13 protein-coding genes are annotated in these 13,955 nt (G+C 67.7%); 7 read left to right on the top strand and 6 right to left on the bottom strand.

Annotated elements, in window-relative coordinates; genetic code table 11:
- Nucleotides 1-67: 67 nt before the first annotated feature.
- Together glyS and glyQ are read right to left on the bottom strand one after the other, a co-directional pair.
- Complete coding sequence (glyS, locus tag AC3WTC_RS17805; RefSeq protein ID WP_492712114.1) at nt 68-2,143, bottom strand: glycine--tRNA ligase subunit beta; 2,076 nt, start codon at nt 2,141-2,143, stop codon at nt 68-70.
- Nucleotides 2,144-2,231: 88 nt separating this feature from the next.
- Nucleotides 2,232-3,143 carry a glycine--tRNA ligase subunit alpha gene (gene glyQ, locus AC3WTC_RS17800; protein WP_025878768.1) on the bottom strand — a complete coding sequence of 304 codons (912 nt, stop codon included), beginning with the start codon at nt 3,141-3,143 and terminating at the stop codon, nt 2,232-2,234.
- 83 nt (nt 3,144-3,226) lie between these two features.
- Between glyQ and AC3WTC_RS17795 the strand changes: the two genes are divergently transcribed.
- The 3 genes from AC3WTC_RS17795 to AC3WTC_RS17785 are packed head-to-tail and all read left to right on the top strand — an operon-like array spanning nt 3,227 to nt 6,743.
- Complete coding sequence (locus AC3WTC_RS17795) at nt 3,227-5,062, top strand: GspE/PulE family protein (RefSeq protein WP_032976767.1); 1,836 nt, start codon at nt 3,227-3,229, stop codon at nt 5,060-5,062.
- Nucleotides 5,034-5,780, top strand: a complete 747-nt coding sequence (locus tag AC3WTC_RS17790) for a glutamine amidotransferase (RefSeq protein WP_492712112.1) — start codon at nt 5,034-5,036, stop codon at nt 5,778-5,780. The genes AC3WTC_RS17795 and AC3WTC_RS17790 overlap by 29 nt, the downstream gene beginning before the upstream one ends.
- A 51-nt stretch (nt 5,781-5,831) precedes the next feature.
- The gene (locus AC3WTC_RS17785; protein WP_025878765.1) at nt 5,832-6,743 is read left to right on the top strand and encodes a BPSS1780 family membrane protein; all 912 of its coding nucleotides are present in this window, start codon (nt 5,832-5,834) and stop codon (nt 6,741-6,743) included.
- Nucleotides 6,744-6,831: 88 nt separating this feature from the next.
- On the opposite strand, the gene tatC is transcribed toward AC3WTC_RS17785, so the two are convergent.
- The 4 genes from tatC to AC3WTC_RS17765 form a co-directional block, all read right to left on the bottom strand.
- Complete coding sequence (gene tatC / locus AC3WTC_RS17780) at nt 6,832-7,581, bottom strand: twin-arginine translocase subunit TatC (RefSeq protein ID WP_025878764.1); 750 nt, start codon at nt 7,579-7,581, stop codon at nt 6,832-6,834.
- Nucleotides 7,578-8,051, bottom strand: a complete 474-nt coding sequence (gene tatB / locus AC3WTC_RS17775) for a Sec-independent protein translocase protein TatB (RefSeq protein ID WP_032977537.1) — start codon at nt 8,049-8,051, stop codon at nt 7,578-7,580. The genes tatC and tatB overlap by 4 nt, the downstream gene beginning before the upstream one ends.
- Nucleotides 8,052-8,066: 15 nt before the next feature.
- Nucleotides 8,067-8,294: a Sec-independent protein translocase subunit TatA gene (gene tatA, locus AC3WTC_RS17770; protein ID WP_025878762.1), complete on the bottom strand. Its 228-nt coding sequence runs from the start codon at nt 8,292-8,294 to the stop codon at nt 8,067-8,069.
- A 74-nt stretch (nt 8,295-8,368) separates the two neighbouring features.
- The gene (locus tag AC3WTC_RS17765) at nt 8,369-9,259 is read right to left on the bottom strand and encodes a lipid-binding SYLF domain-containing protein (RefSeq protein ID WP_025878761.1); all 891 of its coding nucleotides are present in this window, start codon (nt 9,257-9,259) and stop codon (nt 8,369-8,371) included.
- Nucleotides 9,260-9,425: 166 nt separating this feature from the next.
- Here AC3WTC_RS17765 and hemH point away from each other — a divergent pair, with 166 nt between their 5' ends.
- The 4 genes from hemH (at nt 9,426) to AC3WTC_RS17745 (ending at nt 13,630) form a co-directional block, all read left to right on the top strand.
- A complete protein-coding gene (gene hemH / locus AC3WTC_RS17760; RefSeq protein WP_032977539.1) occupies nt 9,426-10,388 on the top strand; it encodes a ferrochelatase in 963 nt (320 codons plus the stop codon).
- Nucleotides 10,385-11,242, top strand: a complete 858-nt coding sequence (locus AC3WTC_RS17755) for an alpha/beta fold hydrolase (RefSeq protein WP_033832562.1) — start codon at nt 10,385-10,387, stop codon at nt 11,240-11,242. The genes hemH and AC3WTC_RS17755 overlap by 4 nt, the downstream gene beginning before the upstream one ends.
- Before the next feature lie 127 nt (nt 11,243-11,369).
- A complete protein-coding gene (locus AC3WTC_RS17750) occupies nt 11,370-11,519 on the top strand; it encodes a hypothetical protein (RefSeq protein WP_154231535.1) in 150 nt (49 codons plus the stop codon).
- A 14-nt stretch (nt 11,520-11,533) separates the two neighbouring features.
- The gene (locus AC3WTC_RS17745; protein ID WP_492712109.1) at nt 11,534-13,630 is read left to right on the top strand and encodes a methyl-accepting chemotaxis protein; all 2,097 of its coding nucleotides are present in this window, start codon (nt 11,534-11,536) and stop codon (nt 13,628-13,630) included.
- The last annotated feature ends 325 nt before the right edge of the window (nt 13,631-13,955 follow it).

The raw sequence follows: 13,955 nt of genomic DNA, 5'->3' as shown, positions 1-13,955 counted from the left end.
GGCGAGCGCGCAGCGCGGCCTGCAGAAAAACCGCCGGGCGTGGCCCGGCGCTACCCATCGTGGGCGATCAGCTGGACAGGTGCTCGATCGCCGCGACCTTGCCCAGGCGCTCGCCCAGCATCGTCAGCAGCGCCAGGCGGTTGCCGCGCAGTGCCGGATCCTCGGCATTGACCATCACCCCGTCGAAGAACGCATCGACCTGCGGACGCAGGCGGGCCAGGCGCGCCAACACGGCCACATAGTCCTTCTGGTGCAGGCTGGCGCCGGTATCGTCGATGGCGGCAGTCACAGCTTCGGCCAGCGCGCGCTCGGCATCTTCCTGCAGCAGGGCCGCATCGATCTGGCCCGGAATATCGCCTTCGGCCTTGCGCAGGATGTTGCGGATGCGCTTGTTGGCCGCTGCCAGCGCCTCGGCTTCCGGCAGCGCCGCGAAGATCCCGATCGCGTCCAGACGGCGGTCGAAGTCGTACAGCGAGGCCGGCTTCAGCTCGGCCACCGCGTTGAAGTGGCTGGCCGGCACGCCCTTGTCGCTGTAATAGCCCTTCAGGCGGTCGAGGATGAAGTCGTACAGCTCGGCCACGTCGGCCTGCACGTTGCGCGCGGCCAGCCCGGCGTTGGCGCTGGCCAGCAGCGCGCGCAGGTCCAGCTCGAAGCCGCTTTCGATGATCGTGCGGGCCAGGCCCAGCGCGTTGCGGCGCAGGGCGAACGGGTCCTTGTTGCCAGTCGGCTTCAGGCCTGCGGCGAAACCACCGGCCAGGGTATCCACGCGCTCGGCGATCGCCAGCACCTTGCCCAGCGGCGACAGCGCGATGTCATCACCACCGAAGCGCGGCTGGTAGGCCTCGTCGATGACCAGCGCCACCTCCGGCGACTCGCCACCGGCCACCGCGTAGTGGCGGCCGGCGATGCCCTGCAGTTCCGGGAACTCATTGACCATGCGCGACTGCAGGTCGTTCTTGGCCAGCTGCGCGGCTCGCTTGGCCAGCAGCGGATCGGCGCCGACCTGCGGCGCAATCACCTCGGCCAGCGCCACCACGCGCGCGACCTTGTCGGCCACGCTGCCCAGCTTGGCCTGGTAGGTCACCGTCTTCAGGCCCTCGCCCATCGCCTGCAGGCCCTGCTTCAGGTCTTCGTCGAAGAAGAACTTGGCATCGGCGAAGCGCGGGCGGATCACCCGCTCGTAGCCCTTGGCCACTTCGGCCACGTCCTTGGACTCGATGTTGGCGATGCCGATGAACTTCTCGGTCAGCTTGCCGCCGTCATCCAGCACCGGGAAGAACTTCTGGTTGATCTCCATCGTCTCGATCAGCGCTTCCTGCGGCACCGCCAGGAACGCGCGCTCGAAGCTGCACAGCACCGCCGACGGCCACTCGACCAGGTTCACCACCTGCTCCAGGTTGTCCTCGGTGATGCGTGCGCTGCCACCGGCGGTGGCTGCAGCGGCTTCCACCTCGGCGACGATGCGCTGGCGGCGCTCTGCCGGGTCAACCAGCACGAAGGCGGCGCGCAGCGATTCCACATAGTCCTGCGGCTGGGTCAGCCACACGGTCTTGTCGTGCAGGAAGCGGTGGCCGCGGCTCATGCGGTCGGCCTTCAGGCCGAACAGTTCGGCCTCGACCACGTCACCGCCGTGCAGCAGCACCAGCCAGTGCACCGGGCGCGCGAAGCCCCAGCTGTGGTCGCCCCAGCGCATCGGCTTGGGAATGGGCATGCCGGCGATGGCCTCGCGCAGGATCTCCGGCAGCAGCTCAGCAGTGCGCGCGCCCGGGGTCACCGCACGGTGCACGAAGCGCTCACCCTTGTTGTCTGTGGTCTTTTCCAGCGCGGTCCAGTCGATCCCGGCCTTGGCCGCGAACCCCTGCAGCGCCTTGGTCGGCTGGCCTTCGGCGTCCAGCGCGATGTTCAGGTACGGGCCCAGCACTTCGCTGTGCTGTTCCGGCTGCTCCAGGCCAACGCCCGGCAGCAGCACGGCCAGGCGGCGCGGGGTCGACAGCGGGCGTGCATCGCCCAGCTCCAGTTCCACGCCGCGCTTGCGCAGGCCGTCGACAACACCGTCGAAGAAGGCCTGGGCCAGGCCAGGCAGTGCCTTGACCGGCAGCTCTTCGGTGCCCAGTTCAATCAGCAGGGGAGACAAGTGGCTCATCGGTTCGATCCTGTGGTGGGGGCGCAGCGCGCGACGCGGCCGGCGCCCCTGGGGTAGTAGGTGAAACGCGTGATGGGAGAACGGGCCGTCAGGCCTTCTTCGCGCCCGGGAAGCCCAGCTTCTCGCGCTGCTCGTAGTAGGCCTTGGCCACCGCCTGGGCCAGCGCGCGCACGCGCAGGATGTAGCGCTGGCGTTCGGTCACGCTGATCGCGCGGCGCGCATCGAGCAGGTTGAAGGTGTGGCTGGCCTTCATCACCTGTTCGTAGGCCGGCAGCGGCAGGTTCACTTCCACCAGCTTCTGCGCTTCGCGCTCGCAGGCATCGAAGCGGTGGAACATTTCTTCCACGTCGGCGTATTCGAAGTTGTAGGTGCTCTGCTCCACCTCGTTCTGGTGGTAGACGTCGCCGTAGGTCACCGGCTGCCCATCCGGGCCGTAGGTCCAGACCAGGTCGTAGACGTTGTCGCAGTTCTGCAGGTACATGCACAGGCGTTCGAGACCGTAGGTGATCTCGCCCAGCACCGGCCGGCACTCCAGGCCACCGGCCTGCTGGAAGTAGGTGAACTGGGTCACCTCCATGCCGTTGAGCCAGACTTCCCAGCCCAGGCCCCAGGCGCCCAGGGTCGGCGATTCCCAGTTGTCCTCGACAAAACGCAGGTCGTGCACCAGCGGATCGATGCCCACCGCCTTCAGCGAATCCAGGTACAGCTGCTGGATGTTGTCCGGTGCCGGCTTCATCGCCACCTGGTACTGGTAGTAGCGCTGCAGGCGGTTCGGGTTCTCGCCGTAGCGGCCATCGGTCGGGCGCCGCGACGGCTGCACGTAGGCCGCGTTCCAGGTTTCCGGACCGATCGCACGCAGGAAGGTGGCCGGGTGGAAGGTACCGGCGCCCACCTCCAGGTCGAGCGGCTGGATGAGCACGCAGCCCTGCTGGGCCCAGAACTGGTTCAGGGTCTGGATCAGGCCCTGGAAGGTGATCGGAACGGTCGGGGTCGCGGACATGCGGACGAGTCTTGGCCGGCAAAGGGGTGCGCTAGTATAACGGCCGACCTGCGGGGCATTCCGTACCCGGAAGGAGCAGGTGGATGGAACATCGGCTGCCCACGGGCACGCCCGGCGAGCCTGGCGCGGCACCGTTGCCGCCCGGTCGCCTGCAGTTCGAACAGGTTGCGGCGGCCCTGCTGGCCGACGGCGTGGTGGCTGCGCACGAGCGCGAGCGCATCCGTTTTTCCGCACAGGGCGCCCGCAATGCCAGTGAAGTGCATCCACTGGTGCTGCTGTCCAACCTCAAGCTGGCCGCCAGCGACGGCGGCGACCTCAATCTGGAACGCCTCACCGAGTGGCTGGCCCAGCGTACCGGCAGCCGCTACCTGCGCATCGATCCGACCCGGGTCGACGTCGCCTCGGTCACGGCCGTGGCCTCGCACGCCTACGCGCGCCGCCATCGCTTCCTGCCGCTGGCGGTGGATGGCGAGCGCGTGCTGGTGGCCACCAGCGAGCCGCTGGCACAGGAATGGCTGCGCGACCTGCAGCACCTGACCCGCCTGCGCATCGAGCTGGCGGTGGTCAATCCGCTGGACCTGCACCGCTACACCATGGAGTTCTTCGGCGTCACCCGCTCGGTGCGCGGTGCCCGTGGCGACGTACGGGGTGAGGCCAACACCACCCTGCCCAGCTTCGAGCAGCTGGTGGAACTGGGCCGCACCGGCGACGTCAATGCCGACGACCAGCACATCGTGCACATCGTCGACTGGCTGCTGCAGTACGCCTACGAGCAGCGCGCCTCGGACATCCACCTGGAGCCCCGCCGCGAAATGGGCCGCATGCGCTTCCGCATCGACGGCGTGCTGCACAAGGTGTTCGAAGTGCCACCGGCGGTGATGACCGCCGTGGTCAGCCGTATCAAGGTGCTCGGACGCATGGACCTGGCCGAGCGCCGGCGCCCGCAGGATGGTCGCATCAAGACCCGCTCGCCCGGCGGCCGTGAAGTGGAAATGCGCCTGTCGACCATGCCGACCGCCTTCGGCGAGAAATGCGTGATGCGCATCTTCGACCCGGAAGCGGCCTTCAAGAGCATCGACCAGCTCGGCTTCAGCCCGCAGGAAGCGGCCGGCTGGACCGCCCTGGTCGAGCGCCCGCACGGCATCGTGCTGGTCACCGGCCCGACCGGTTCGGGCAAGACCACCACCCTGTATTCCACCCTGAAGCGGCTGGCCACGCCGGACGTCAACGTATGCACGGTGGAAGACCCGATCGAGATGATCGCGCCGGAATTCAACCAGATGCAGGTGCAGACCAACATCGACCTGGATTTCGCCAGCGGTGTGCGCACCTTGCTGCGGCAGGACCCGGACATCATCATGATCGGCGAGATCCGCGACCTGGAAACCGCGCAGATGGCCGTGCAGGCCTCGCTGACCGGCCACCTGGTGCTGTCCACCCTGCACACCAACGACGCGCCCTCGGCCATCACCCGCCTGCTCGACCTGGGCGTACCGCATTACCTGCTGTCATCCACCGTCAACGGCATCCTCGCCCAGCGCCTGGTGCGCACCCTGTGCCCGCACTGCAAGCAGCCGCACACCCTCGGCCGGGCCGATTGGGCAGTGCTGGCTGATAGCGAAGCTGCATATCCAGATGCCGCCACGCCCTGTCGGCCGGTCGGTTGCTTGGAGTGCCGGCGCACCGGATTCCTCGGCCGCATCGGGCTGTATGAGCTGCTGCCATTGGGCTCGCGCCTGCGCGGGCTGATCCGTGCGGACATGGATCTGGCCGGTTTCAACCGTGCCGCGCGTGCTGAAGGAGTGCGAACCCTGCGCCAGGCCGGGCTTGAAAAGGTGGCACAGGGGCTGACTACAATCGAGGAAGTCCTGTCCGTTCTGCCTCCCCCGGATGAATCCAGCGCCCTTCCTGATCCTTGAAACCGGCCGCCCCGTGCCTTCGTTGCGCCGCTACGGGCGCTTTCCGCACTGGATCCGGGTCGCCGCCGGCCTGGAAGAACACGAGACCGTCGTGGTCGACGTCGAGCACGGCGCCGACCTGCCCGATCCACGCCAGTTCGCCGGCGTGCTGGTAACCGGCTCGGCCGCCTTCGTCACCGACCACGCCGAATGGAGCGAACGCAGTGCCGCCTGGCTGCGGCAGACCGCGCACGACGACGTGCCGGTGTTCGGCATCTGCTACGGCCACCAGCTGCTGGCCCACGCGCTGGGCGGCGAAGTGGCCTACAACCCCGCCGGGCGCGAATCGGGAACGATTGAGCTGGCACTGGACCCGCAGGCCGCGCATGACCCGTTGTTCCAGGGCCTGCCGAGCCACTTCGCGGCCCACGCCACCCACCTGCAGACCGTGCTGCGCGTACCCGAAGGCGCCGCCGTGCTGGCGCGCTCGCCGCTGGATGGCTGCCATGCCTTCCGCTGGGGCCGCCAGGCCTGGGGCGTGCAGTTCCATCCGGAATTCGCCACTCACCACATGCGTGGCTACGTGCGCGCACGCGCCGACTGCATCGGCCGTCATGGCGGTTGCGCGCGCAGCATCGAGCGCGCGGTCAGCGCCGCGCCGCTGGCGCGCCAGCTGTTGCGGCGCTTTGTCCGCCAGGCCCGGCTGTCTTCAGCCCAGCCGGTGGCAAAACAGGGATAATCGGCGGCACGGGCACACCGCCCGGCCCCTCCTGTCCCTCCCCGGATGTCCATGAAAGAGATTCGCAAGCTGCCAGCCTCGGCGGGCGCCCAGTGGTTGCTGGATACGTTCTCGCTGTATCGGCGTGCGCCGCTGCAGCTGGCCCGGATCGGCCTGACCTGGCTGCTGGTGAACTGGGTGGTCACCCTGCTGGGAACGATGCTGCCCGGTACCGCCGGCCTGGCCCTGCAGATGATGACGCTGGTGATTTCACCGGTGATGTTCGGCGGCATGCTGTACGCCATGGGTGAGATCGACCAGGGTCGTCCCGGCCTGGCCACCCATCTGCTGCAGCCGATCCGCGACCGTCGTGTCAGCCACCTGCTGGTGCCGCTGGCGATCCAGGTGCTGGCCGTGCTGCTGCTGGGCGCGCTGCTGTACCTGATGATCGGCCGCGAGGGCTTCACCGCCTTCAGCGACACCATGACCAAGATGCAGGAACTCGGCCGCAGCGGGCAGCAGATCAGTCCTGAAACCGCCGCCGAACTGGTCGCCAACCTGCCCGCGCAGCGCATCGCGCTGTGGATGCTGCTGGTGTTCTGCACCGCCGTGGCGCTGACCCTGGCGATGTTCACCCAGCCGGCACTGGTGGTGTTCGACCGCCAGAGCGGCATGCACGCGCTGCGCCTGAGCCTGCAGGGCTGCATCGAGAACATCGGCGCCACCGCCGTGTTCACCGTGCTCGGCCTGATCGCCGCGTTCTGCGTCTATGTGCTGTTCGTGATCGTGGTCCAACTCGGCATGCTGCTGGGCGGCCCGCTGGCGGCGGCCTTCATCGCGCAGCTGGTGTTCACCACGGTGCTGATGCCGCTGTATGTCGGCGCCGTCTATGCGGCCTGGAAGCAGATGTTCGTGCATCGCGGCAGCCGCGGCGCACCGCCGGTGCCGCAGTCGCCGCCGGCCAACGACGTCTTCCACGCTTGAGCGGCGCTCAACGGTAGCGCCGGGCCATGCCCGGCGGATGGATGTCACCTCCCCACGAACGCCGGGCATGGCCCGGCGCTACCGGGGATCAGGCCGCAGGCTTCTTGACCACCGAAGACGGCACCAGCCAGCGCGCGGCGTGGATGCCCAGTTCGTACAGCAGGCACATCGGGATCGCCAGCATCAGCTGCGACACCACGTCCGGTGGAGTCAGGATCGCAGCGAGCACGAAGATGCCGACGATCGCGTAACCGCGTCCTTCCTTGAACTGCTGCGGCGTGATCCAGCCCAGCAGCACCAGGATCACCATCGCCACCGGCAGCTCGAAGCTGCCGCCGAAGGCGAAGAAGATCGCCAGCACGAAATCCAGGTAGGCATTCGCATCCGGCGTGATCGCGATCACTTCCGGGCTGAAGGTGGTGAGGAAGTGGAAGACCGCCGGCAGCACCAGGAAATAGGCAAAGGCGCAGCCGGTGTAGAACAGCAGCACCGAGGAGACCAGCAACGGCATCGCCAGGCGCTTCTCACGTGCATACAGGCCCGGCGCGACGAAGGCCCACAGCTGGTACAGCAGCCATGGCACGGCCACGAACAGGGCCACGAAGAACGTCAGCTTCAACGGCGCGAAGAAGGCGCCGGCCGGGTTGGTGGCGATCATCGTCTGCCCATTGGGCAACTGCGAGATCAGCGGCTCGGCCAGTGCGTTGTAAAGCTTCTGGGTAAACGGCAGCAGGCCCAGCAGCACAACGCCCAGCCCCAGCAGCGCACGCACCAGGCGCGAGCGCAGTTCAACAAGGTGTTCCACCAGCGAACTTTCGCCGAAGTCGTGTTCGCTCATGACGGGCGCTCCGTGCGCGCGGGCGTTTCGGTCGCGGTATCAGCAACGGCATTGCCCGCAGCTTCAGCGGTGGCGGGCGTAATGGCTGCACCTTCAGTCGACGCCACCTCCGGCTCGGGCGCATCCGCCAGATGTGGGGGCTGTTCGGCCGGGGCCGGTGCACGCACCTGCTGCGCCAGTGTGTCGCTGTGCTGTTGCATCTGCTCGGCTTCGCGGCGCATGGCTTCGCCGCTGGCACGCAGCTGGTTCTCGGTGTCCTGCATGCCCTGGCGCACGTCCTGCATCTGCCGCTTGATGTCTTCGGCCTGCAGTTCGCGTTCCAGTTCCTGCTTGACCGAATCCCATTGATTGCGCGCGCGGCGTACCCACAGCCCGGCGAAGCGGGCCGCCTTGGGCAGGCGCTCAGGTCCGAGCACCACCAAGGCGACAACCGCGATCACCAGCAGTTCGCTGAAGCCGATATCAAACACCGCAACCGCTCCGGATCAACGCGGCTTGCGGTCGTGCTCGTCCTGCGCGGTGCGCGAGGCGTCCTGGCTGCGCGACTCGTCGCCCAACTGCGCGTTCGGCTTGTCGTCGTCGTGCATGCCCTTCTTGAATTCCTTGACCGCCGAGCCGAGGTCCTTGGCACCACTGGTCAGGCGCTTGGTGCCGAACACCAGCAGGACGATGGCGAGCACGACCAACCAATGCCAGATGCTGAAACTGCCCATAAGTCGCTCGTTACGTTAGTGATCAGATTGCCGAGCATAGCGCACCGGCTGTTAGCCGGCGCGCGTGACGAAAGTCAGTTGTTGCCCAGTGTTTCAGTGCGGATTTCACCGTCGTTGACCGGCTGGAAACCCTGCTGGGCCGGCGGCGGGGTCTGCGGCACGGCCTGCAGCGGCGCCGTGGTGGCTTCAGCAGGTGCCGCCGGCGCTGCCTGAACAGGCTGCGGGGCAGGCGCTGCAGCGGCCGCCGGACGCGGTGCGTCATTGCCACCATTGCGGTTGTTGCGCGCCGCGTAGGTGGCCTCTTCCAGGCGATCACGGAAAGCGACCACATCCATTGAAGGCGAGCCAGCCGCGCGGCCCTCGAAGATCATCCGCGGGGTGGTGTTGCTGCCGTAGGCGTCAAGGTTGGCAGCATCGTCGATCTGCAGGATCGCACCATCCAGGGCCACGCCAGCGAACAGGCCGCGGGCGCGCGACCACGACCAGATCTCGGCCTTCAGCTGGCCATCGGTGGCGGCGGCGGCATTGCGGCCCACCGGACCGGCGGCCACACCGGCATCGGCGCCGAGGGTGAACTTGCCGTTGACGAGGTTGTCCAGGCTGCGGTCGTTGCGGAACACCAGCACAACGTCGGAGGACTGCACACCGGCCTGGAAGCCGATGCTGCCGCCGGTGAGCTTGATGAATACCGGGTTGGACCACGCACCATTGGGCATGCGCACCGACATCAGGCCGTGGCCACGACGGCCGCCGATCACCAGACCGGCCTTGATCGTGTCGGGAATGACGATGACCGCGCGGCCTTCGTCGAGCAATTTGTCCGGAATGCCCTGTTCAGGGATTCCCTGGATTTCAGCCAGTACACGCACCGCGTTGCGGGCGCGCTGGTCTTCCTGCGGTCCGGCCATGGCCTGGCTGGACAGCAGGCTGGCGGCGATCAGCAGGGCTTGGATCGGGCGACGCATGGCAGGCTCCAGAAGTCAGTCCATAGGAAGATATAGCAAGTGACTGAAATTAGTAGTGTTGTGATGAATCCCCAATGAGCGTTGCCTGCTCATATTGGCCTCATCGATGACATCCATCCTAACCCTGCATGCCGACGTGACGATGGAATCGGCGACAATACCGCCCATGCTCGACGCACCCGATACCGCCGTACTGGCGGTCAACCTAGGCACGCCCGAGACGCCGACGGCTCCCGCCGTTCGCCGTTATCTGGCCGAATTTCTGTCCGACCGGCGCGTGGTCTCGCTGCCGGCACTGCTGTGGCAGCCCTTGCTGCGCGGTCTGATACTGCCGCTGCGCAGCAGCCGTTCAGCCGCCAAGTACGCCCAGGTGTGGCTGCCGGAAGGCTCGCCGCTGATGGTCCACACCCGCCAGTTGGCGCAGGCGATGCAAGCATTGCTGCCGACGCTGCGCGTACGCCACGCGATGCGCTACGGCGAACCCGCGCTCACCACCGAACTGGATCGGCTGGCCACCGAGGGCGTGCGCCGCATCGTGGTATTGCCGCTGTATCCGCAGTATTCGACCACCACCACGGCCTCGGTCGAGGATCGTGTGGATGCCTGGCAGCGCAGGAACCCACAGGTCACCGTCAGCCTGGTGCAGGACTATTCGATCGATCCGGACTGGGTCGCCGCCGTTGCCGGCTCGATCCAGCGCTACTGGCAGCAGCAGGGGCGCGGCCAGAAGCTGATGTTCTCCTTCCATGGCATTCCGCAGCGCCTTGCCGATGCCGGCGATCCCTATCCGCAGCGCTGCGAGGCCAGTGCGCGCGCGATCGCCGCAGCACTGGGCCTGGGCGCGGACGACTGGCAGATGGGTTACCAGTCGCGCTTCGGCCGCGAACGCTGGCTGCAGCCCTACGCCGAGCCCAGCCTGTGGGAGCTGGCCGAAGCGGGGGTGAAGCAGATCGACGTCGTCTGCCCCGGGTTTGCCACCGACTGCCTGGAAACACTGGAAGAAGTCGCCATGGGCTTCACCGAAACACTGGCCGAGCGCGGCGCACAGATGCGCTATATCCCCTGCCTCAACGCCGCACCGGATCACGCCCGCGCACTGGCTCGGCTGGCCGTGGCCTCGCTGGCATGAGCCTGCAGCCGTTTGAGCTGCAGGTCGCGGGCGTCCGTGTCGCCGGCCTGCGCCGGCCGGGTGAGGGTCCGCGGGTGCTGGCCCTGCACGGCTGGCTCGACAATGCGGCCAGCTTCGTTCCGCTGGCGCCGCATCTGCCGCACCTGGACCTGGTGGCGATCGATCTGCCCGGGCACGGCCACAGCGCGCATCTGCCGATCGGGGCGGTGTACACCACGCCAGCAGCAATCACCCATGTCCTCGATGTCGCCGATGCACTGGGCTGGGACCGGTTCACCCTGATCGGCCATTCGATGGGTGCCGGCATCGCCAGCCTCGCCGCAGCGGTCAGTGATCGCATCGAACGGCTGGTCGCCATCGAGGCACTCGGCGGCCTGCGCGGGCCGGAGGAAGAAACTGCCAGCCGCCTGCGCGAGCACGTCGACGCCACCCGAGCACTGGCACGCAAGCAGCTGCGCGTGTTCCCGGATCTGGCTGCACCGATCCGGGCGCGGATGATGACCAATCAGCTCAGCGAAGGCTGCGCACGCCTGCTGGTCGAACGCGGTGTCGAGCCGGTCGAAGGCGGCTATCGCTGGTGCAGCGATCCGCGCCTGATGCTGCCCACCGCGATCCGCCTCAGCGAAGGCCAGATCGACAACCTGCTGCAGGCCATCACCTGTCCTACCCAGGTGATCTATGCCACGCCTGCACAGTCGTATTATCCCGAGCCGATGCGCAGCGAGCGCCTGCAGCATCTGCGTGATGGCCGCCTGGCGGTATTCCCCGGCAACCATCACCTGCACATGGAACACCCGGCGCGTATTGCCGCCGTCATCGATGCGTTCCTGAGCGAAAACGCCAACGCACGCTGACCATCGTCGGCCGTGCGCACTTCACTCTGCGCCAGTGCGGCCGATAGAACGGTAGTGGACCCCTGCGTCCACAGCACGCAGGCCCTTTGTGCCTGCGGCTCGTTCCTGGTTCTGCAAGGAAGACCGCATGTCCCGTCTGCTGCACCGTCATCCACAGGATGTGGTCACGGTGTCCGTCCTCCGCGTCGCTGCCTGCGCCGCATTCCCCGAATTCCCCGACCGTGCCGTCGTTGCGCTCATCCGCGCAGCGCGTTGCATGGCCGCTGCCGTCCGTTGATCCAGGAGTTGCCGATGTCCATTGCGTCCTCCCGCCCGCCCGACCAGGGCCGTGTCCCTTATCTGCAACAGCTGGCCCAGCGAGGCGATCGTCGCCTGCTGCTGGGCAGCGTGGTATTGGCAGCGATCGGCCTTGTACTGGCCGTGCGCGGCACGTCGGTGCCCGCTGCGAGCGCCGTTGCCGCCGCAGTGCTGCCAGCCGCCTGGCTGGGCTGGCGCCAGGCCGGCCATTCGCTCGCGCGCAACGGCCTGGCCGTAGTGCTTTCACTGCAGTTGAGCCTGCTCTGTCATATCAGCGGATTGAATGCCGCATTGCCCATCGCGCTGCTGCTGGGCGTGCTGCTCATCCAGCGTGACCGTATGCCGTTGTGGCTGGCCGGCGCCGTGGGTGTCAGTGCGTTGCTGGCGCCGTTGCTTGATGGGGCGGCCGTCCTGCCGCCGCTGTTGAATGCCATGGCCCTGGCGGTGCTGACGCTGGTGCTGGGCCAGACCGCCGCGCGCCTGCGCCAACAGAGTGAAGCGCTGGGTCACGGACCGCACCGCCTGGCCGCATTGGCACGTGACATCGCCACGGGCGCCGACCTTGGCGCACACACCGACGCACGCAACTACGCACCCGGTTCACTGGCCCACGCGTTGGCCGATACCGCACGCCATGTACAGGCGCAGCGCGGCCGCGAGGCCGAGGCGAACGCCGAGAACGCGCAGATCCGCCAGGCACTGGATGCCTCGCGCACGGCGATGATGATTGCCGACAACGATCACGTCATCCGCTACGTCAACCGCTCGGTGGTGGCGCTGCTGCGCAACCAGCAGGCCACGCTGCGCCAGGCCTTCCCCGATTTCGACGCCGAGCGGCTGGTCGGCAGCAGCATCCATCGCTTCCATGCCAACCCTGACCGCATCCGCGGCATCCTCAATGAGCTGCAGGCGACACACAACGGCAAGGTGCGGATCGGGCCGGTGCACTTCGCCCAGGTCGTCACCCCGGTGTTCGACGCACAGGGCGCGCGCCTGGGTTTTGCGGTGGAATGGCATGACCGTACCCATGAACTGACGCTGGAGAATGCCGTCGCCGGGATTGTCGCTGCCGCCGCGCAGGGTGATCTGGAACAGCGCCTGCAAGCCAGCGAAGGCGCCAGCTTCCTCGACGGCCTGACCGGGGGCATCAACCAGCTGCTGGACACACTGGGCAGCACGGTCGACGAAGTGCGGCAGATGCTTTCAGCTATGGCCAACGGCGATCTCGACCGTCGCATGCAGGGCGAGTACCACGGCGCGTTCGCCGCCATCCAGCGCGATGCCAACGCCACCGCCGGCCAGCTGGCGCGCATGGTCGGCCACATCCAGCACTGCGCTACCACCATCAGCACGGCCGCCAGCGAAATCGCCGCCGGCAACGGCGCGCTGTCCGAGCGCAGCGAGCGACAGGCCGCTCATCTACAGGAAACGGCCGCCTCGATGGAGGAGCTGACCGCCACCGTGCGCCAGAACGCAGCGCATGCGCGCCAGGCCAGCGAGCTGGCCGCCTCCACCCAGGGCGCAGCAAGTGATGGCAACCACGCCATGCAGCGGGTGGTCGACACCATGCAGGCCATCGAGGGCGCGTCGAAGCGGATCGGCGACATTACCGGTGTAATCGACGGCATTGCCTTCCAGACCAACATCCTCGCGCTCAACGCAGCGGTTGAAGCGGCACGCGCCGGCGAACAGGGACGCGGGTTCGCGGTCGTCGCCAGCGAGGTCCGTGTGCTCGCACAGCGATCGGCGGCGGCGGCCCAGGAGATCAAGGTCCTCATCGACGAGGCAGGACGTCAGGTCGGCGAGGGCGCCCAGTTGGTGGCCGATGCCGGACAGCGCATGCAGGGCATCGTCGGCGGCGTTGAGAACGTAAGCCACCTGATGCGCGAGATCTCGGCGGCGTCACAGGAGCAGTCCTCCGGTATCGAGCAGATCAACCAGACGGTGGTGCAGATGGACCAGGCCACGCAGCAGAACGCGGCGCTGGTGGAAGAAGCCACTGCGGCGGCACGTGAACTGCAGTCGCAGGCCGGTGCACTGAACCAGGCGGTATCGGTGTTCCGCCGGCGCGAGGCCGCGTTGATCGACTGATCCAGGCCTGCGTCTGCTGCATGGAAGGCGGCGCCCGCAGGGCGCCGCCTTTTTGTTGGGCGCAGTTCCCGGCGGAGTTGTTTGACTCAACGGGTACGAAGGCGGTCCGTTCGAGGCTGCATGCGACACGATGATAAGTAAGAAGGCCAGAGCACCTGCCGCTGCGGCGGAGTATGTCCGCCAGCTGCTGTGCTCCACAGAATGCGGCACTCCGTGGGCGCCGCATCTACGCGTGGGTGCTGAGTCCCGGTCGTGGGGGGGGGGGGGGGGGGGGGGGGGGGGGGGGGGGGGGGGGGGGGGGGGGGGGGGGGGGGGGGGGGGGGGG

It is taken from the genome of Stenotrophomonas sp. FW305-C-20-S1 (genome assembly GCF_058783335.1).
This window is presented reverse-complemented; position numbering and strand designations above follow the sequence as displayed.

Bases quoted from the DNA above. Each gene is read 5' to 3' on its own strand.
- glyS (WP_492712114.1), bottom strand. From the start codon at position 2,143: ATGAGCCACTTGTCTCCCCTGCTGATTGAACTGGGCACCGAAGAGCTG.
- glyQ (WP_025878768.1), bottom strand. From the start codon at position 3,143: ATGTCCGCGACCCCGACCGTTCCGATCACCTTCCAGGGCCTGATCCAG.
- AC3WTC_RS17795 (WP_032976767.1), top strand. From the start codon at position 3,227: ATGGAACATCGGCTGCCCACGGGCACGCCCGGCGAGCCTGGCGCGGCA.
- AC3WTC_RS17790 (WP_492712112.1), top strand. From the start codon at position 5,034: ATGAATCCAGCGCCCTTCCTGATCCTTGAAACCGGCCGCCCCGTGCCT.
- AC3WTC_RS17785 (WP_025878765.1), top strand. From the start codon at position 5,832: ATGAAAGAGATTCGCAAGCTGCCAGCCTCGGCGGGCGCCCAGTGGTTG.
- tatC (WP_025878764.1), bottom strand. From the start codon at position 7,581: ATGAGCGAACACGACTTCGGCGAAAGTTCGCTGGTGGAACACCTTGTT.
- tatA (WP_025878762.1), bottom strand. From the start codon at position 8,294: ATGGGCAGTTTCAGCATCTGGCATTGGTTGGTCGTGCTCGCCATCGTC.
- AC3WTC_RS17765 (WP_025878761.1), bottom strand. From the start codon at position 9,259: ATGCGTCGCCCGATCCAAGCCCTGCTGATCGCCGCCAGCCTGCTGTCC.
- hemH (WP_032977539.1), top strand. From the start codon at position 9,426: ATGCTCGACGCACCCGATACCGCCGTACTGGCGGTCAACCTAGGCACG.
- AC3WTC_RS17755 (WP_033832562.1), top strand. From the start codon at position 10,385: ATGAGCCTGCAGCCGTTTGAGCTGCAGGTCGCGGGCGTCCGTGTCGCC.
- AC3WTC_RS17750 (WP_154231535.1), top strand. From the start codon at position 11,370: ATGTCCCGTCTGCTGCACCGTCATCCACAGGATGTGGTCACGGTGTCC.
- AC3WTC_RS17745 (WP_492712109.1), top strand. From the start codon at position 11,534: ATGTCCATTGCGTCCTCCCGCCCGCCCGACCAGGGCCGTGTCCCTTAT.